Raw genomic sequence first — 17,552 nt, 5'->3', positions numbered from 1 at the left:
TGTAGAAAAAGCCTAACGGCCTGAAATCGGGACTAGCCTCTGTATGTAAAAACAGGGGCTTGTCCCTTTCGAGCTGTTAGGCTTTTTTAAGTTGATCTTTCTATCTAGCAGGCTTCGAATCCCTTAATAGGAAGGATGGCACCACCTGAATATAGAACAGCTCCGCAATGAGCTCTACTATCGTTTGAGTAACGATAACGGCGGCCGCAATTGTCGCCCATTCTCCCGGCAGGGCAAGAGCAAGCGGGAGAACGACGAGCGAATTTCGCGTCCCCGAGCTGAATATAACGGCTCGTCCTGCGCCCGTATCGAGACGAAACCATCTGACGACGAGGCGGGAAAGCAGCGGCATAAGGAGATGAAATCCGGCGTAGATGGGCAGTACTTGCAGTAGGAGGCGGAAGTCATCGATAATTTTACCGATCTGTGAAGCGACAACTACGACGAGCACTAAAGCCATAAATGGTACAGGCAGCCATGCGGTTGCTTCCAGGAAGGCCGTTCCTGTTGAGCGTTTGTTTGCCCATAGCTGTGTAGCGATCGCAAGCAGAAGCGGAATGACGATCAGGTAGAAGAAGGCTTCGGCGAACGGACCGGCTTTGACAATGACGGCCGTATCTTTTCCAAGAAATAGCCACAGATAAAGAGGCAGGAGGGCCATCTGAACGACGAATAAAATCGGCGTTGCGGCGAGCATAAGCCTCTCATTGCCGCGTCCGAGCTGCGTAAAGACGATGACATAGTCGATGCAAGGTGTCAGCAGCACGAGAAACAATCCTGCGAGCACAGCTTGCGGTTGCGGGAAAATTTGCGTCAATGTCCATACAACGGCAGGGACAACGACAAAATTGGATACGAGCAAAGCGCTAATGAATTTCACATTGGATAAGGATTCCCGCAGCTGCAGGAATGGGATTTGGGCGAACATGCTGTATAACAGAATGGCGAGCAGAGGGGAAATCGCGATATGCAGTGCATTACCAGCCCCCGGGCTGTACGCTCCATAAATGCCTCCGATGACTAATGCGACAACATAGACCCAGATCTGATGCTGTTCCAGCTTCTCTCTTGTAATCAATGCAGTGAAACTCCTTTTTTAAACTAAATTATACCATGAAAAGAAAGATGGCATTCCCGTGTTGCTGCAACTTTAGAGCGGCCGCTAGCGTTTCTATTATATGTAAATTCATGAAGCGGAATGTAATCATGTGAGAGTATCCGAAAACAAGGAGGGATCGTGTGCGATATTTTGTTAGTCTGATTGTCGTAATGTTCGTATTGACTGGATGTACGAGTACGGAACAGCCTCCCGTTAACAAGATTTCTGACATTAGCTTTGAAGCCGTAAAGGTAGCTTCAACTCCAACTCAAACTCCATCTCCGGAAGAAGCAATGAATCAACCCCTTACATTAGAAGAGCCGTCTTTATACATCGAGCAGTTTGAAACGGTTCCGGATCGGCAAAGGGTTATTATGGTAAAGTCTAATTTCGATATGCAGGAGGACTCGTTCAAAAAAGCGCTGGAGAGCAGCTTGAAGAAAAGCGATGAGCAGGCCGAGCTTCAGTACTCGCTCGAGTGGGAGACGCCGCGATTTTTGCGGATTCGCTTTGTCTTTGATAAAGAGACCCTCACGTTTATGTTCAATCTGGATGCAGCCAAAACCGTTGACGGAAGAACGTATTCCCGCGAGGATCAACCGAACAGCAATATAGTTGTCGTAAGCTATAATGGCAGGCAGCCTAGCCTTACGTTGAAAAACCCGCTCACCAACGAGCAAAGCATCATTCCGGGTTGGGACAGCAATTGGATAAAGACGATCAAAGGGAACGGGGGAGCCGGTCCATCTTTTTTATTTTATGGGAAAGACCAGCATCATCTGTATAACATCTTGAATCATAAAATGTTGGAGCTTCCTGTTGTGCTGGATAAGCACAAGGATGGTTACGGAAATGATTATGGATACAATGATATGTACTCCGATCAATTCTATTCGGGGTACACCTACTTGGTACAAGGCAATAAAAGACTTTACAAGGTGGGGTTGAAAGACGGGAAACGCGAGCTACTGTATAAGTTCGACAAGCCGGTTTACGGCTTATCCTCATCGCCTGACGGGAAGAAAATTGCTGTGTTGTACGCGCATGACGATTTGATTGGTCCAGTTGCCGATTTGAAAGTGTTTGATGCAAAAGGGAAGCCGATCTATACATTGGAAAATGCAGCTCATATGTCCCACAGTGACGGATTTTTATTCGTCTACCCGCTAAGCTGGGCGGATAATTCGCATCTGATTCTTCCAGCAGACGTTTGGGAAGAAAATCCTCTAGGCAGAATTGTGCTGGATTTCGGAAGCAAAAAACAATCGGTTCTCACGGATAAGCGTCTGACGGAACAAGTAATTGCCGATCTAATCGCCTATGAAAAGAGCGAGGATTACTACGCAGTCTACTCCGTTCGATGGTCACCAGATGGGAAGCTGGCGGCTTTTCAATTCAGAGACAGTCAAATCTGGGTCTACAACACGGAGGACCGATCCTTCCTCTTTGCCGGAGCAGGTACACTGCTGGACTGGATGCCTAACGGACAGCTGGCATGGGCAAATACGCTGAATGTAGCCTACCGGTTCTGAAAATGCACAAAAAACAAGCCACCTGTTTCGATAACTTCGAATAGGTGGCTTGTTTAATTAAAGGCTATTCTTACAGACCTTCACCGTTCAGGTAGTTGAAGAAAGGACCGTCAACCCAGAACGTGTAAGTAGTAACTTTTACAGATGGATCAACAGTAGCAAAGCCTTTAGCAATTGCATCTGTTTTGTCTGGCAGGGAGAAGGTTTGTGCATAGTAATGACCGTCAACGATTTTGTTGTTGGCAATTTCTTTGTAGCCTTCTGTTTTTGTCAGCGAGTAGTAGAGCGGTTGGAACCACGAGCCCGCAATCAGACCATTTTTGGCCAGCCGCGTCATTTTTTCGCATAGGACCAGATGATTTTGTCAAACTGCGCTTTGTCAGCCGTGTTTACAAATTCGAATTTAATATCATATTCTTTCGCATAGTTGATATAGTTGCCGTTCTCTGTCAATACCGCTTGGTTGGTATCGTCAATCGTTGGCGTGCCCCATTCTTTCATATGAATGAAAGCGGATGATTTTTGGCTCGAATTGTACTTTGGCATCGATGCCTTCGCTGCGAAGCAGGCCGATCAGTTGAAGCGCATGCTTCACATTGGAGTGACCGTAAGTTACGGACAAGGATTCAACGAAGTTAGCGTCAAAGCGGGAATCCTTCAAGTTGTAGCCAGTCACGATATCTTGCTTCAGGGCGCGGTCTACAACCTCTTGCAGTTTAGGAATTTGAATGATGTTGGAAGTTGTATAAGCTGTGTAGAACTTGGAGTAAATATCAGCATCGCTGACATAACCGATGTACTGTTTGTATTTGCCGTTGATCGTCAACACTTTGCCAAGCAGTGCTTGTGTCAAAGCAGTGGAAGCAGCGGCATTGTTTTTGAACTCGCCGTAAAACTCAGTAGGGATCAGGCCCGTATCGACAGCAGCTGCAAGCTCTTGAGCCGTTGTGCCAGTTACCGATTTCACCGGTACGCCGAGCTTAACGAGCGCTTTGTCAACTTTCTCCTTCGGATAAGTCAGAGCCAGCTCTTGCAGATTGGCTGCGCGAAGTGAGATCAGCGCTGCAACCAGCGGTTTCAGCGGCTGCTTAGGCTCAACCGTAGTTCCGCCCAGAATACCTTTGCCGTGCAGAGCAGCTGCGCTTGCATAAAGCGGGTCAGCAGCAGCAATATCTGTGAAAGCAACTTCTTTATCCGCTTTCGGGTTGCCCAGAATTGCAGCTGTGTATTGAATGAAATCGCCTTTTGTAGCTTTAGGCGCAACAGTCAAGTTGTACTTGTCCTTAAGGAAAATACCGTACTCCGCAGCGGATTCGGTTTTTGCGGCAGCACCAGCAGGTAAAATTGCGGCATTGAGTAAAAATGCTGCTGCTAGTAGAAAGGCAACCATATACTTGGCTGCAGGTGACACTGATCTTTGCATAGTAATCTCTCCCTTTTTGAATTCCGACAATTGTAGTCGACATTAAGAGTGATACTAGCATTGCTATGCCCGATGTGTCAATAGTTTTGCAGGAAAAAAAGAGTAGAATGCGAGATCATTTCCTCCCCGATTGAATTTATGGATTTTATCGTTTTTTCTGGTGGGACAAAGGAATCTATTACTTTTATGTATAGATCGCAGAAATCTTATATTATTCATTCTATTAATGTATAGGTATACTTAGGTGGCAAAGGAGGCTATGACATGAAAAAAACGATAATTGGAATTGCCATGCTGCTCATGACGTCCGCATGTTCCATAGCAAATGATGAACAAAGCGGCGGCCAAAAGGTTGAGGTGGAAGTAAAGCCGGTTCAGGAAGTGCTTTTGCCAGGGCGAGCTATTTTGGTAGACGCTCATGTTACACAGGGGAACGACAACGTTGCAGATGCGGAAGAGGTACAGATCGAAATCTGGAATGAAGACCGCACGACGCATGAAGTGGTGAAGGCTTCTCATTGGCGGGATGGCGTGTACCGGGCCAAAACGATTTTTCCGGAAAGCGGAACTTATTATATAAATGCTCATGTGAAAAATACAGACGGAAGCGCAACCGCTCCGCAACAGGAATTGATTATTCAAGATGTGGCGGGCGAACCGCTGCAATCATCCTGAAGCTTACGCGTGTGTTAAAATTGCCGTCCCGATGCTGTCCTATTAGGGCCGCTGGATCGGGACGGCTTAATGTGTTTGTATGGTCTTGTCTGTTCGAACAATCGATATAAAAGCTTTAACAAACGCTTCTAGTTTATCCTCTTTGTGTGCGCATAGCAGAATGCTGTTCGTAAAACGCACCCTTGGCACATCAACCTCGGCCAGTTCTCCCCGTTCAATAAAGGCGCTTGATACAAGCGAGGATACAAAGCTCACTCCATAGCCTGCTGCAACCGCCTGAATCGTTTCATTCAGCCCGTTGAACTGCAGTTCGATTTTTGGCGGCTCCACGTTGTTGTTATGACAAATTTCCAGAAGCCTCATCTTCGTAGCGCTTCCTTCTTCCCGCATAATAAACGGTTCATTCATCATCGCTTTCATCGAAACGCTTTGATTGGCGTATTTATGCGTTGGAGCGACGACAAACCTGAATTCATCCCGATACAGCTCCAGGCAGTAGAGTGTCTGATAATCTTCATCGGTTATTTCAGTATTGCCGAAAATCGCGATATCAGATTCGTAGTTTTTCAAGCTAAGGAGCGCCTTTTGTGAATTAACCGTCGAGATCTCGACATCAACATCGGGATACTTCTGCTTGAACAATGCCGCCCATTTCGGAACGAGCACGCTTGTTGCCAAATAATTGCCGATTATTCTCAGCTTACCCCCTGGATGATTTCGATAATCTGTAATCATGGCCTGAATTTGGCCTTCTAATTCAAACAGCTTTGCGGTGGGCTGCAGCAGTCTTTGTCCAAAAGGAGTCAGAACGAGATGCCTGCCCTTTTTCTCAAACAGAACGATATGATGCTGCTTCTCAAATTGCCGGATTTGCGAGGAAATCGCCGGTTGGCTGATGGAAAGTCTTTTGGAGGCTTCGGTCACGCTGCCGGCCTGAGCGACTTGATAAAAAAGCATTAAGGCATGCAAATTAATGGACATCAGAGTCAGGGCACCTTCCATGGCTTTCATTCATTACTGTTTAAGGTGAATGACGTGCCCTTTTTTTATACATTGTTCTGGGGACAAATAAGGAATTAGGGCGTTGTAATCTGGTTTATTATCACGGTTTTCTCTGCTGGAACATATTCTGTATGAGAATTTAGGGAGGGGCGATCGTTTGGTGTTAACTTTGGAGGCAGCTAAGCATATGGCTGAGGTGGGGTTGAATAAAGCCCGGCAAATGGGAATACGGATTGCGATTTCAATTGTGGACGATGGAGGGCATTTGCTCGTCTTAAACCGGATGGAGCGAACCCGGATTGCCAGCGTAGAAATTTCAAAGAACAAAGCTTGGACGAGTATCAGCATGCAGCAGCCAACTGCGAATTTGACTCAGTCGGCGCAGCCGGGAGGCCCTGCATTCGGCATTAATACGACCCATGAAGGCAGACTCGTCATTCTTGCAGGCGGCATTCCGTTAAAAATCGGCGATCATTTCGTAGGCGGGGTTGGTGTAAGCGGAGGGAGTGCTGCTCAGGATATCGAAATAGCGACTGCTGCCGTTCAAGCCTTTGAATCGATGGTTGCCGGGATGTCGAATGGAGCCAACGTCAATGCCCGTATCGGTTCTTACCGGTATTAAGAATTACAAGCCAGATCTGCATTGCAAGGCCTTCGGGTGACCGGGGGTCTGCTTCTGTTTGTGGGTGGACGAGCCATGATTTTCAACTTGGCGGTTATGTGCTAGACTAAAGCTGGGTAGCAGGAAATCCTTTTGCCGGACTTTTCACATCCTAAAAAGCATGATACGCGATCGCGATCTCATATTTGTTGACCGTTCGAACGGAAACATCCCGAATGCTAGCTATGCTAGTTGGGATGTTTTTTTATTTTAGTGATCAAATTGAACCCTTGATTCAGGGTGATAACGCAATGTTGGGAAGGAATGAATGGGATGGATGCCGCTTTAATTTACGTTGATACATTGAAGGAAGAGCTGATCGCACTTCGCAGAGAGTTTCATCAATATCCGGAAGTTTTATTTGATGTGGACCGGACAGCGGGGAAAGTCGCCCGTTATTTGAAAGATCTTGGGCTGGAGGTTCATGAGGGGGTGGGCAAGCATTTCGGCAAAGGAGTAGTTGCTGTACTGGACAGCGGCCGTCCGGGTGCGACGATCGTACTTCGTGCCGATATGGACGCTCTACCAATTACGGAAGAGAATACGACTGATTATCGCTCTAAGCAGGAAGGCATCATGCACGCATGCGGGCATGATGCCCATATGACGATGCTGCTTGGCGCTGCCAAGGCGCTCAGCCGGCATCGTTCTGAAGTTAACGGGATAATAAAATTCGTCTTTCAAGCTGCCGAAGAGAGTGCATTGTTGAGTCCGATTGACGGACGTATGATCAGCGGCGGGCGCGACATGATTGAAGCGGGGGTGCTGGAAGGCGTCGATCTGTGCTTTGCGATGCATGTGTGGCCGGAGCTGCCAAAGGGTGTTGTCGGTATTCACAGGCGCGAGGCGATGGCGGCATCTTCACATTTCCGAATCGCTTTTCAAGGCGTTAACGGACATCACAGCACGCCGCATCTTGCCGTGGATGCGCTATCTATGTCTGTCCAATTCATTACCGACGTGAAATATGCGCTGGCGATGGAGGTCGATCCTTTCCAGACGTCAGTCCTGTGCTTCGGAACTCTGCATGCCGGAACAGCGACCAACGCCATTGCCGGGGACAGCGAACTCAGCGGAACCTATCGTGTCTTTGATACGGAGCTGACGGATAAGATCCACCGGATTCTGGAGAGCAGGGCAGAAGCAATAGCGGGTACTTACGGCGGAAGTTATTCTTCGTACTACCGGCTGGGCACACCGCTCATCAACGATGCAAGGGCTGTAGAAATTACTCTGCATGCCGGAAGGCAGCTGCTTGGCGAGAACCAGATCATTCAGTTGGAAAAGCCAAGCTTAGCCGGTGAGGACTTCGCACTCTACTTGCAGGAGGTGCCAGGCGCTTTTGCTTTTCTTGGCATCGCTAACCCTGAGAAGAAGCAGACCTATCCGCTTCATCACCCGAATTTTGATCTGGACGAGGATATATTGACAACTGGTGCGAAGCTGTTTGTCTCTTGGGTGAGACAAGCGCAGGCACAATAATTCAGCTTTGCTGCCGGTGTGCTGGTGCTGGTGGCAGAAGCAGGGTGGCTGTCGAGAGGGTCTCGGCAGCTTTTTTTTGCTTTTTACATGGCAAAACCTGGCCGCTAACTGCGACAAAAATGAATCAAAATGTAAAAGTGCAGGTTGTCAGCCGTTAAATTGGCGATTTATGGCATCAAAATGCAAATGTGCATTTTGATTGGCCTAAAAAGGCCATTTCGCGTAAAATATAGCGATTCCAATTGCACTTTTACATTTTGAGCGCTGTTTTGGAGCTTTTTACGCTAATCAGCATGCACTTTTGCATTTTGATTTGAGATGGAAATGACTGGAGCTGATTTTACTGCCGGAATGAGCTTGCGAAAATGAAGTTACTTAGCTGCTCGCCTACTGTGTCTCGTGTAGTTTAATTGGTGCTGCTCCCCCGTTTTTTTTCGCGGTTAGAAAGCAAGGAGTTTGGGGACGAACTATCGAATAAGGATCATAAGTTCATTTTGGTGCTTAGAATAGAAGTTTCTCAATTCATATGGACCAATCCAGCATGAGGAGGATTCAAGTTGCAACCATTCATCCCGAAAGAGCCCCAGGTACCTCAGTTAAACGATTATCAAATTGAAAGATTGACCGAGATTGCTTTTTTGCCCATAACAGAATCTCAACCATGTGATGCCTTATTTATTTTCGCTGGAACGCATCCTGGTCATTGGCTGAAAGCAATTGAAGCATACAAGCTCGGTTTGGCCAAGCAGATTATTGTTACCGGCGGGGTAAGTCCTACGGGAGTGAAACATCCGGATTGGAAAGATCCGCTTACACCGGAAGCTCATGTCATCGTCGAGGAGCTGGTTAAGTCCGGAATAAGCAGAGCGGTCATGTCGGTTGAAGACAGGTCAAGGAATACATTGGAAAACGTGTTGTTTGCTAAAGAGGTATTTGATTTTGAAGCCATACAATCTGTCCTGTTTATTTGCAAGAACCATACAGCTGGAAGGCAGTATAGAACGCTTGCACAGCATATCACGAACCCTATAACCTACATTCCCTATGGTTTCGATGCTGTTTATAAGGGAGTGACCGTAGCAAGAGATAATTGGATGGAGACGGAGAGCGGAAGATCGCGGGTGTACGGCGAGTTTTTGAGAATTCAACACTTGGGGAAGATCGGGCATATTTTGCCGTTAGAAGAGCAGGTGATTGGATTGATTGGGGGAGCAGAAGGATAAAAGGTATCATCCCGAAAAACGTCCTTTGTTAAATCTGAATGTTGATATTCAACCAGCTGCAAATTAAGCCGCCTCTTGGCGGCCTAATAAGTTATTAAGGTATTCAGTAACTTGTAAATTAAATTCGATTTCTGGCTTCGTCAAGATGCGAGTTGGAGATTGTAGCGCCTTCCAAGGTGCCGGCATCAAAATTCAATCCGAAAATATCGCACTGATTCATGGACATGCCCCACCATGCATTACCTTCGACATTCTTTTCAGATCTTTCGACGCGCCATGATTATTCTAATCTAGTCTTTATTTCATAAGACGAATATAGCTTTCTTTGTTTTCAACAACGAAATCCAGGAAGCATCGCACAGCGATCGAGGCTTGTTTTCTGCTCTTTATCGCTATGCCAATGCTTCTGGAGAAACTAGGCGATGTTTCTTTGCTGATTATGTTATACGAAGTTCTTCTAAGAATAAGTTCAGCCAAGATGCTTATGCCGAGCCCGCTTTCTACCATGGCAATGATTGTGTAATCATCATCGAGGCGGTATTCAATCTTCGCTTTAATATGATGCTGGCGAAACATTTCCAGCACTTCTTTTTTTGTCCCTTCCTCCAAAAGGATCATAGACTCCTGTTCGAAAATGCTGAGAGGCACAGACTCTTCACGAGCATAAGGATGATTTGCTGGCAAAATAGCGAGCATCCGGTCCTCCATGATCGGGATCACTTCAAATTCTTTTAAAGTAGGCAAATCCACAAAACCGAAATCGACCGTTCCTTCCAAAATCCAGATTTCGATCTGGCGGTAGTCCCCTTGAATCAGCTCGAACTTTATATTCGGGTGCTTGGCTTTAAAGTCTTTCAGAAGGGGAGAGAGCAGATGGCAAGATATGCTGGAGAACGTGCCGATTCGGATCAGGCCGCTTTCAATTCCATGCAGCTCCGATACCTTGTCAGAAAGCTCATTATAGGCTTGGCTTAGCTTTTGAATATAAGGCAGCAGCTCTGCGCCGTCTGAAGTAACAGAAACGCCAGCATGACTTCGATTCAACAGCTTGATGCCAAATTCATTTTCCAAAGCGATAACAATTTGGCTGACGGCCGATTGAGAATAGTTGCAATAATCGGCTGCACGAGACAAGCTTCCGAATTCAATGATTTTCATAAACACTTCATACTTCGTCTTTTTCATAATTAGCTCCGCCTAGATATTAGATATTCTTATTTTCAATATATCATATATTCGCTTCTCTTATGTGTTCGGCATATGTAAGATTTTGTTCAGGACAAGAAGATAGGAGTTAAGGTGAATCAAATGACACAAAAACAAGCGAATTTAGTTTTAGCTACAGTATCTCTAGCCTGGGGACTGTCTTATATTTTTATGAAGCTTGGCATTGACGGAATGCCCCCGGCAACGATAGTAGCATTGCGCTGCGGCATAGCTTTTCTAGTGACTGTAGTGATTTTTGGCAAAAAACTGTTGAACATTAATAGGAAGCTTTTGAAATTTGCATCAGTTTCCGGTGCTTTACTGGCAGTCATTTTTGGCATGCTGTTGTATGGGATACAGAATACATCTGCTACCACTGCAGGTTTTTTGACGAGTACGACGGTAATAATGGTTCCCGTCATTCAAGCGGTACTGCATCGCAAGCTCCCATCCCGAAATATCATGGCTGGCGTTGTGATCGTATCTATTGGATTGGTGCTCATGACGGTACGCGATCAGTTGACATTGGATGCGGGTCCGATCTATTGCTTGGCTGCTGCACTGCTTTATGCTGTTCACATTATGGTCTCGAACCGTTTCGTCCGAGAGGCAGATCCCTTACAGCTGGGGATTTTTCAGCTTGGCTTTGCTGCTCTGTATGCCGCTGCGTTTACTTTTATCTTTGAAAAACCGCATTTGCCAGAGAACGCTAATCATTGGCTAGCGATTCTTGGATTAGCTCTAATATGCAGCGCATATGGTTTTGTCATGGCAATCTGTCGCTCAAAAGTATACAACTGCTGTAAGCGTCGCTTTTCTGTTCTCGCTCGAACCTATTTTTTCTGCGATCTTTGCCTTTTTCTTCTTAAAGGAGATTGTTGGATTAAACAGTTACACAGGTGCTGCACTCATCATTGCGGGGGTTCTAATAGCGAATCGAAGCATGAGTTCCAGTGAGCCAAAGAAGCGGGAAGAGATGGTATCTTCATCGTTAAGCAATAGAGGAGGGTAGACACTTTTTTGTGAAAATAATGCAGTAAAACTTCTGCCTGGCGGGCAGAAGTTTTTTGTAATTGGTGGAGGGTTACTATTTTATACGCGAGAAGGGAAAACCTCATTTTTTTCATACAGTTTACGAACTTGATTAGCCATAAACTCAGGAGAATGCGGCATCTTGCTGCGAATCCACCACTCGAGAATGCCGGTGAACGCTGACGCCATAAACTGTGCATTTAATTCATTGTCGATCTCCGGCTGCGAATTTTGCTTATCGAGCTTTTCCTTAACGTTAACCGCTACAAACTGCAGCAGACGCTCCCGGAACAGTGATGCTCTTTGATTGGAAAAAATAGCAGTGAAGAATAGTGCGTTCTCTGCAAAATAATCGAAAACCGGCTTTAGATCACTAACCATTGAGCTTAGTTGGGCGTTCGATTCATGCTCGCCGCAAAACGCGATCAATTGGTGAATGTGCTCCTCGATGCATTTATCAAGCAGATCATATTTATCTGTATAGTGCAGATAGATCGTTCCGCGATTAACGTTGGCCAGGTCGGCGATATCATTAATCGTAATTTGCTCAAGCTCTTTTTCGGAAAATAACGTCAGAAAAGCCTTGTTAATCGCTTCTTTCGTCCGAATAATTCGTCTATCGAGTTTGGCTGTTGTCTCCATCTTCGCTTCCAGCCTCCAGTTATTGAACAATTTGATGGCATCTGTTGCATATGTAACAAATGCGCTTGGATTAACGATTGAACGATGCGGTGTTCACTATATAATATTAATCAACGGCCGTTATTTAATCAACACGAATTCAATAAAATACACAGGTTCATTAAAAGGAGAGGTAATGAAATGGAAAATATTAAAGATAAAGTCGTCATTATAACAGGAGCATCAAGCGGAATTGGAGAGGCGACAGCCAAATTGCTTGCTCAACGCGGCGCAAAAGTCGTATTGGCGGCAAGGAGAGAAGAACGGCTGCAGGCTGTTGTGAAAGAAATCGAGCAGGAAGGCGGAACGGCTGTATATATGAAGGCAGACGTTGTCTCCTCCGATGATATGCAAAAGCTGGCACAGTTCACCTTGAGCCAATATGGTCGCATTGATGTTCTGGTCAATAACGCAGGCATTATGCCGGTATCCAGGCTTAATGAACTGCGGGTAACGGAATGGGATCAGATGATCGACGTCAACATTAAGGGCGTATTGTATGGCATCGCTGCCGTTCTTCCAACGATGCGCGAACAGAAGGGAGGACATATCCTTAACGTGTCTTCCGTTGCAGGCTATGAAGTGAGCCCAACTTCGGCCGTATACAGCGGCACCAAATTTGCCGTTCGTGCGATTTCGGAAGGTCTTCGCAAGGAAGAATCGCCTTCTTCCAATATTCGCTCTACTATTATCGCTCCGGGCATAACGGAGACGGAATTGCTCGGTACGGTGAATAGCCCTGAGGTTAAGGCAATGGCTGCTCATATTGGTGGGCTGGCGATTTCTCCTTACAGCATTGCACGTGCAATTGCGTATGCGATTAATGAACCGGAAGATACAGGTGTCAATGAGATTATTATTCGTCCGACTGCGCAACCGTAATCGGAGAGTTACATCAAATTGTCGCGCGGAAAAATGCTGTCGAGAGCTTCTCGGCAGCTTTTTCGCGCAGCCCCGGGGTCGCTGCGCGTTTTGGTTCATGCTGCTATTCTTGATTCCAGTTTTCCTGGGCTTCGCATCAGAAATGGATAGAATCTTCAAAAAATCATCCTGAACTCAAAACCCTCCGCTCACCCTCAATACTCTAAAGCCCAAAGCCCAAAGCCCAAAGCCCAAAGCCCAAAGCCCAAAGCCCAAAGCCCAAAGCATCAACCCCGAAACCCCGCTTATCCCTCTAAGAACAATCAGTTCAGAAGAATATGAATTAGCCACTTTATTTACTGTTATATAACTCACAATTAGCGAAGAGAAGATCGCTGTTTTGCGAAGCAGGTTCTCTATAGGCATCGGCCTGTCCAATCAAAATGTAAAAGTGCAGGTGGGTATCCGATTTTTTGGTGATTTATTGCATCAAAATGTAAAAGTGCAGGTTGAATGGACTAAAAAGCGTCGAAAAGGCCGAAATGGGCGATTTCAAATGTATTTTTGCATTTTGAGGGCGATATTAGGCATTTATGGACGCATCAAAATGTACTTTTACATTTTGTTCCTCATTTATATGTCAGTATCAGTTCGCCCACTTGATTTGCCGCTGGGAATTCAGACGAGAGTTGGATGTTACGGCTTTCAAATGCGTGACGCATTCGGAATGGGCGTTTGTGACATACCTTTCAGCAATAAGGTTAAACTATTCAGAACTAACTCCCTTACGATTCGTGATTCGCGTTAAGCCTCTGATACGAACAAACACTTACCCTTGATTTTTAAGTCTTTCGACCCTTGCGGCAACAAATTTACAATGTTGATACAAGTTCGAAATATGTATCTGTTTAAATACATACAGGACCAACAAGCTATGCCGTTCAATGCTGAAGAATACATATTAGATGAAAATAGGATGTGCTCACGTGAAACATAAAGCGGTCATTTTGGGCTGTAATTATTATATTGGCCTTAGCACGATTCGCTGTCTAGGCCAGTACGGCATTCATACGGTTGCCGTGGATTATTCCAGCAAGCAGGCGTATGGAGCCAAGTCGAAGTTTTGCTCAGAGCAGCTGATCGCTCCGCATTATAAGGAGGACAAAGAAGGCTTTGTCCGGTTTCTGATCGATTACGGCAGCAAGCAAAGCCACCCGCCAGTTCTTATCCCTTGCCATGATTCTTATGTGGAGATCGTGGATGAGCATTTGGCGGAGCTGAAACGCTATTACTTGATTCCGCAGACGGAGCAAGGGCTGTATACGCAGGTCATGGACAAAGGAACGCTTCATCAGCTAGCTACGCAAAACAAAGTTCGTGTGCCAGAGACAGTGAAGCGGAATGAGGAGCATTTTTTCGAGAAAATTGAAAATATTATTCATTATCCCTGTATCGTCAAGCCGGTTGATTCTCCCGCCTTTGTTGCCCACTTTCGGCGCAAGCTCTTCAAAGTAAATAACAAAGAAGAGCTTGTCCGGGCATTGGGTGAGGCAGAGAAGGCGGGGCTGGAAGTGATCGTACAGCGCATCATCCCGGGCTTCGACGATCATATGTACACGTTTGACGCTTACCTTAACCAACAATCGCGGGTGACGAACTGGGTAAGCTGCCATAAGCTTCGCCAGTATCCGGTCAACTTTGGAGCTTCCGTCTTTACTGAGTATAAGAAGGTGCCGGAACTGTATGAGATCGGCGCGAAATTTCTGGAGCAGATTGGATGGAAGGGCTTTGCGGAAATTGAGTTTGAAAAAAGATGGAAACCGGCCAATTTTATTTAATCGAGATTAATGTCCGCATTACAAACTTGAATGTCCTGCTTCAGCACGCAGGAATGAATATTCCGTATCTCACTTATTGTGAGTTGACTGGAACCGGCGAACGACAACCCGCCGAAACAAGAGCAACGAAGCGTGTATTCTGGTATGCCTACGAGGATTTGCTGGCAATACGCGACTATTGGAGAACGGGACAGCTGACACGCGCCCAGGTTGTTCATTCGTTGCTGTTTCGGCCAAAGGCTTATGCGATATGGGACTGGAGGGATCCGCAGCCAGCCTTCGCGTACATGGGGATACTGCTCGGCAAAATTTTTGAGGAAAGCACGCAAAGGCTAACCCATATGACACAGATGCTTACAAAGGTTACAAAGGAGGTTCGCTTTATGTTGTTGTCATCCATCACTGCCGGTCTTGAACACATTCTGCTGCAAGGTGATCCGCAAATTGAGATTGCTGCGATTGCCTTCGACTCGAGGGAAGTGAAGCAGGGAAGTCTCTTCGTGGCAATCAGCGGCTTCGAAACAGACGGGCACAAATATATTGAGCAGGCGATTGAGCGTGGAGCTGTGGCCGTCGTGGTCGAAAAGAAAGTCGATGTTAGAGCCGGAATTCCGGTTCTAATGGTACAGGATGCAAGAGATGCTCTCGCCAAGCTGTCTGCTGTCTTTTACGACAATCCCACTGCGGCTATGAATCTTATTGGTGTTACAGGGACGAATGGCAAAACCTCCATAACGTACCTCATTCAAGCCATTCTGGAGCAGGCGGGCCGTTCGGTGGGAGTGATCGGCACGATGGGCAGCCAGATCAAAGGCATCGCAGTTGAGACCCGGAACACTACACCTGAATCGCTTCATTTGCAGCAATTGTTTGCAACGATGAGGGAGTCAGGTGTAGAGGATTGCGTCATGGAAGTATCTTCACATGCTCTGCACTTGAAGCGCACGGCGTATAGCCAGTTCAAGACGGGCATCTTTACGAATTTAACTCCAGATCATCTGGAGCTGCATCAGTCTATGGAAAACTATTTTGAAACAAAAGCTCAATTATTTGATCAAACGACAGATATGAACATTATTAACGCAGATGACCCTTACGGTCAGCTGCTCATCAAGAGGCTGAATGATCGCAATGCTCCAGTCCTTTCTTATGGCATTCATTCCTTATGCGATGTCTATGCGACCCAAATTCAGAGTTTGGAAAATGGTTCTGCCTTCATAGCCCATACTCCGGCAGGGGAAATAGCCATTCAGATTCATTTTCCAGGGAAGATCTATGTGTATAACGCATTGGCGGCGATTGCTTACGGGGTCAGCCACGGCATCAGTCTTTCTACGATTCAGCTTGGACTTCAGAACCTGACCGGTATACGAGGCAGGATGGAGACCGTGTATGAGGATGCAGCCAATAAAGTGATCGTTGACTTCGCCCATACGGAAGATGGTTTGGAGCAGGTGCTCACGACGATTCGTTCTTATGCAAGCGGCAGAATTATTCTTGTATTCGGCGTGTATGGGGCGGATGGCATTCATGGGGAGCGGAAGCGCAGAGCGATGGGCAAGGTCGCTGGAACGTATGCGGATTTATCTGTCGTAACCTCGGATAATCCGAAACATCAAAATCCTGTACGTCTCATTCACGAAATCACAAGAGGCGTTAAACAGGCGGGGGGCAGCTATCATTCCTTCGTTGACCGCAAGGATGCGATTCATTTTGCCCTATCCAAATGTCAGCCCGGGGATATCGTTCTTATTACAGGCAAAGGCCATGAGACGACCCAGCTATTAGGAAATACGCAAGCACCTTTCAATGAGAAAGAAATTGTCAATGCATTTATGGCTGCGAAAAGCCTTGCTGGAGCTGAAATTATTCATTCCGTTCATGCAGCAGAATTGGACACGCTAGAAGTTGTTAGGGGGAAATAGGATGGCGCTACGGGGAAAGACAGCTGCCCCGGCACGACGGAAGTTAGGTGTGCTCGGCGGAATGGGACCACAAGCTACGGCTGTATTTATGGAGCGGGTCATTGCGCGGACCGCTGCGAAGCAGGATCAGGAGCATATTGATATGGTTGTGCTGAATCATGCTTCGCTTCCTGATCGAACGGATGCGATAACGAGCGGTGATCATGATGAATTTATAGAAGCGGTACGCCGTGATCTGGAATTGCTCGAGCTAGCGGGAACGGCGAATATCGCGATTCCTTGTAATACTTCACATTTCTTTTATCAGCAGATGCAGCAGTTGACGTCCGTCCCGATCATCCATATGGTGAATGAAACCGTCCAAGCGGTAAGCAAATCGGGCGATGCGGTTAGACGTGTCGGACTGCTCGCAACGGACGGAACAATCAAGAGCGGTGTATATGCAGAAAGCTGCAAGCGCTATGGCTTGGAATACGTCGTTCCGGAACCATCACTCCAGCGCAAGGTGTCTCAAATTATTTATGAGCAGGTCAAACGAGACGGTAATTTAAACGCTGCAGAATTGATAAAGGTTGTGCAGCAAATGAGGGAAACGTATTATTGTGACCGAATCATTCTGGCTTGTACAGAGCTGTCCTGCATTCCGCTGCCGCTTCAATTTAGAAGTTACGTAGTGGACGCAATGGACGTTCTTGTAGAGCGTGCCATTGAACGGTCCGGAGGCGCTTATCTGGACAGGAGCAGCATTCACCGGAAAGATCCGGCCTACGAAGCTAGTATCATTTGACTATTGAGAACAGTCGGTAAAAAATAATTATTTACTGATCGTTCTCAATATGCTATTATCGTTTTGAGAAGAACGAAGGCGGCTTTCAAAGGCACCCATTTTTCTTGAAGCTAAATAGTCGATTT

17 protein-coding genes and 1 pseudogene are annotated in these 17,552 nt (G+C 46.4%); 11 read left to right on the top strand and 7 right to left on the bottom strand.

Translation table 11 applies throughout. The features are described 5' to 3' along the window. Positions 1-100: 100 nt before the first annotated feature. On the bottom strand, positions 101-1,078 hold the full coding sequence (locus TY10_RS07205; RefSeq protein WP_042162043.1) for an arsenic resistance protein: 978 nt from the start codon (positions 1,076-1,078) through the stop codon (positions 101-103). A gap of 161 nt (positions 1,079-1,239) precedes the next feature. On the opposite strand from TY10_RS07205, the gene TY10_RS07200 reads away from it, so the two are divergent. Continuing rightward, positions 1,240-2,631: a hypothetical protein gene (locus TY10_RS07200; protein ID WP_042162041.1), complete on the top strand. Its 1,392-nt coding sequence runs from the start codon at positions 1,240-1,242 to the stop codon at positions 2,629-2,631. A gap of 70 nt (positions 2,632-2,701) precedes the next feature. Here the strand turns inward: TY10_RS07200 and TY10_RS31370 are convergent, their stop codons facing one another. From TY10_RS31370 to TY10_RS07195, 3 genes are read right to left on the bottom strand one after another with little or no spacing between them, the layout of a single operon-like run. Further along, positions 2,702-2,968 (bottom strand): hypothetical protein, encoded by a 267-nt coding sequence (locus tag TY10_RS31370; protein ID WP_238327496.1) that lies wholly within the window; start codon positions 2,966-2,968, stop codon positions 2,702-2,704. Beyond that, positions 2,965-3,132, bottom strand: a complete 168-nt coding sequence (locus TY10_RS31365) for a hypothetical protein (protein WP_238327495.1) — start codon at positions 3,130-3,132, stop codon at positions 2,965-2,967. Before TY10_RS31365 ends, TY10_RS31370 begins: the two co-directional genes overlap by 4 nt. After that, entirely contained in the window at positions 3,104-4,054 is a 951-nt protein-coding gene (locus tag TY10_RS07195; RefSeq protein WP_238327494.1) for a hypothetical protein, read from the bottom strand. Before TY10_RS07195 ends, TY10_RS31365 begins: the two co-directional genes overlap by 29 nt. 264 nt (positions 4,055-4,318) lie before the next feature. Here TY10_RS07195 and TY10_RS07190 point away from each other — a divergent pair, with 264 nt between their 5' ends. Then, positions 4,319-4,729 carry a FixH family protein gene (locus tag TY10_RS07190; protein WP_042162039.1) on the top strand — a complete coding sequence of 137 codons (411 nt, stop codon included), beginning with the start codon at positions 4,319-4,321 and terminating at the stop codon, positions 4,727-4,729. Between the two features lie 66 nt (positions 4,730-4,795). Here TY10_RS07190 and TY10_RS07185 read toward each other — a convergent pair whose 3' ends face one another. Next, positions 4,796-5,710, bottom strand: coding sequence for a LysR family transcriptional regulator (locus TY10_RS07185; protein WP_238327493.1), 915 nt, complete (start codon positions 5,708-5,710; stop codon positions 4,796-4,798). A gap of 181 nt (positions 5,711-5,891) precedes the next feature. Between TY10_RS07185 and TY10_RS07180 the strand changes: the two genes are divergently transcribed. The 3 genes from TY10_RS07180 to TY10_RS07170 all read left to right on the top strand — a co-directional run bounded on the left by TY10_RS07180 (position 5,892) and on the right by TY10_RS07170 (position 9,097). Then, on the top strand, positions 5,892-6,353 hold the full coding sequence (locus tag TY10_RS07180) for a GlcG/HbpS family heme-binding protein (RefSeq protein WP_238327497.1): 462 nt from the start codon (positions 5,892-5,894) through the stop codon (positions 6,351-6,353). Positions 6,354-6,665: 312 nt separating this feature from the next. Beyond that, positions 6,666-7,874, top strand: a complete 1,209-nt coding sequence (locus TY10_RS07175; RefSeq protein WP_042162037.1) for a M20 metallopeptidase family protein — start codon at positions 6,666-6,668, stop codon at positions 7,872-7,874. Between the two features lie 557 nt (positions 7,875-8,431). Then, positions 8,432-9,097: a YdcF family protein gene (locus TY10_RS07170; RefSeq protein WP_042162035.1), complete on the top strand. Its 666-nt coding sequence runs from the start codon at positions 8,432-8,434 to the stop codon at positions 9,095-9,097. A 297-nt stretch (positions 9,098-9,394) separates the two neighbouring features. Here TY10_RS07170 and TY10_RS07165 read toward each other — a convergent pair whose 3' ends face one another. Further along, positions 9,395-10,282: a LysR family transcriptional regulator gene (locus TY10_RS07165; protein ID WP_042162033.1), complete on the bottom strand. Its 888-nt coding sequence runs from the start codon at positions 10,280-10,282 to the stop codon at positions 9,395-9,397. A gap of 123 nt (positions 10,283-10,405) precedes the next feature. Here TY10_RS07165 and TY10_RS32205 point away from each other — a divergent pair. Together TY10_RS32205 and TY10_RS32485 are read left to right on the top strand one after the other, a co-directional pair. Then, positions 10,406-11,014, top strand: a pseudogene (locus tag TY10_RS32205) (DMT family transporter); the annotation flags it as partial. A gap of 46 nt (positions 11,015-11,060) precedes the next feature. Beyond that, complete coding sequence (locus TY10_RS32485; RefSeq protein ID WP_272945278.1) at positions 11,061-11,315, top strand: EamA family transporter; 255 nt, start codon at positions 11,061-11,063, stop codon at positions 11,313-11,315. An 80-nt stretch (positions 11,316-11,395) separates the two neighbouring features. On the opposite strand, the gene TY10_RS07155 is transcribed toward TY10_RS32485, so the two are convergent. Then, positions 11,396-11,977 carry a TetR/AcrR family transcriptional regulator gene (locus TY10_RS07155; protein ID WP_042162031.1) on the bottom strand — a complete coding sequence of 194 codons (582 nt, stop codon included), beginning with the start codon at positions 11,975-11,977 and terminating at the stop codon, positions 11,396-11,398. A gap of 180 nt (positions 11,978-12,157) precedes the next feature. Here TY10_RS07155 and TY10_RS07150 point away from each other — a divergent pair, with 180 nt between their 5' ends. The 4 genes from TY10_RS07150 (at position 12,158) to cuyB (ending at position 17,427) form a co-directional block, all read left to right on the top strand. Beyond that, on the top strand, positions 12,158-12,898 hold the full coding sequence (locus TY10_RS07150) for an SDR family oxidoreductase (protein WP_042162028.1): 741 nt from the start codon (positions 12,158-12,160) through the stop codon (positions 12,896-12,898). Positions 12,899-13,863: 965 nt separating this feature from the next. Beyond that, a complete protein-coding gene (locus tag TY10_RS07140; RefSeq protein WP_063510426.1) occupies positions 13,864-14,715 on the top strand; it encodes a carboxylate--amine ligase in 852 nt (283 codons plus the stop codon). Then, complete coding sequence (locus tag TY10_RS31360) at positions 14,691-16,640, top strand: UDP-N-acetylmuramoyl-L-alanyl-D-glutamate--2,6-diaminopimelate ligase (protein ID WP_063510425.1); 1,950 nt, start codon at positions 14,691-14,693, stop codon at positions 16,638-16,640. The genes TY10_RS07140 and TY10_RS31360 overlap by 25 nt, the downstream gene beginning before the upstream one ends. Before the next feature lies 1 nt (position 16,641). After that, a complete protein-coding gene (cuyB, locus tag TY10_RS07130) occupies positions 16,642-17,427 on the top strand; it encodes a cysteate racemase (RefSeq protein WP_042162024.1) in 786 nt (261 codons plus the stop codon). Positions 17,428-17,552: the final 125 nt, after the last annotated feature.

This window comes from Paenibacillus gorillae (assembly GCF_000513275.1).
In the GTDB taxonomy this organism is placed as follows: domain Bacteria; phylum Bacillota; class Bacilli; order Paenibacillales; family Paenibacillaceae; genus Pristimantibacillus; species Pristimantibacillus gorillae.
Note: the sequence above shows the minus strand (reverse complement) of the source record. Positions and strands in the feature narration are given on the sequence as shown.

Coding starts and splice junctions, on each gene's coding strand:
- TY10_RS31370 (WP_238327496.1), bottom strand. CDS start 2,968: ATGACGCGGCTGGCCAAAAATGGTCTGATTGCGGGCTCGTGGTTCCAA.
- TY10_RS07150 (WP_042162028.1), top strand. CDS start 12,158: ATGGAAAATATTAAAGATAAAGTCGTCATTATAACAGGAGCATCAAGC.
- TY10_RS07175 (WP_042162037.1), top strand. CDS start 6,666: ATGGATGCCGCTTTAATTTACGTTGATACATTGAAGGAAGAGCTGATC.
- TY10_RS07195 (WP_238327494.1), bottom strand. CDS start 4,054: ATGCAAAGATCAGTGTCACCTGCAGCCAAGTATATGGTTGCCTTTCTA.
- TY10_RS31365 (WP_238327495.1), bottom strand. CDS start 3,132: ATGAAAGAATGGGGCACGCCAACGATTGACGATACCAACCAAGCGGTA.
- TY10_RS07185 (WP_238327493.1), bottom strand. CDS start 5,710: ATGTCCATTAATTTGCATGCCTTAATGCTTTTTTATCAAGTCGCTCAG.
- TY10_RS07155 (WP_042162031.1), bottom strand. CDS start 11,977: ATGGAGACAACAGCCAAACTCGATAGACGAATTATTCGGACGAAAGAA.
- TY10_RS07165 (WP_042162033.1), bottom strand. CDS start 10,282: ATGAAAAAGACGAAGTATGAAGTGTTTATGAAAATCATTGAATTCGGA.
- cuyB (WP_042162024.1), top strand. CDS start 16,642: ATGGCGCTACGGGGAAAGACAGCTGCCCCGGCACGACGGAAGTTAGGT.
- TY10_RS31360 (WP_063510425.1), top strand. CDS start 14,691: ATGGAAACCGGCCAATTTTATTTAATCGAGATTAATGTCCGCATTACA.
- TY10_RS07190 (WP_042162039.1), top strand. CDS start 4,319: ATGAAAAAAACGATAATTGGAATTGCCATGCTGCTCATGACGTCCGCA.
- TY10_RS32485 (WP_272945278.1), top strand. CDS start 11,061: ATGGTTTTGTCATGGCAATCTGTCGCTCAAAAGTATACAACTGCTGTA.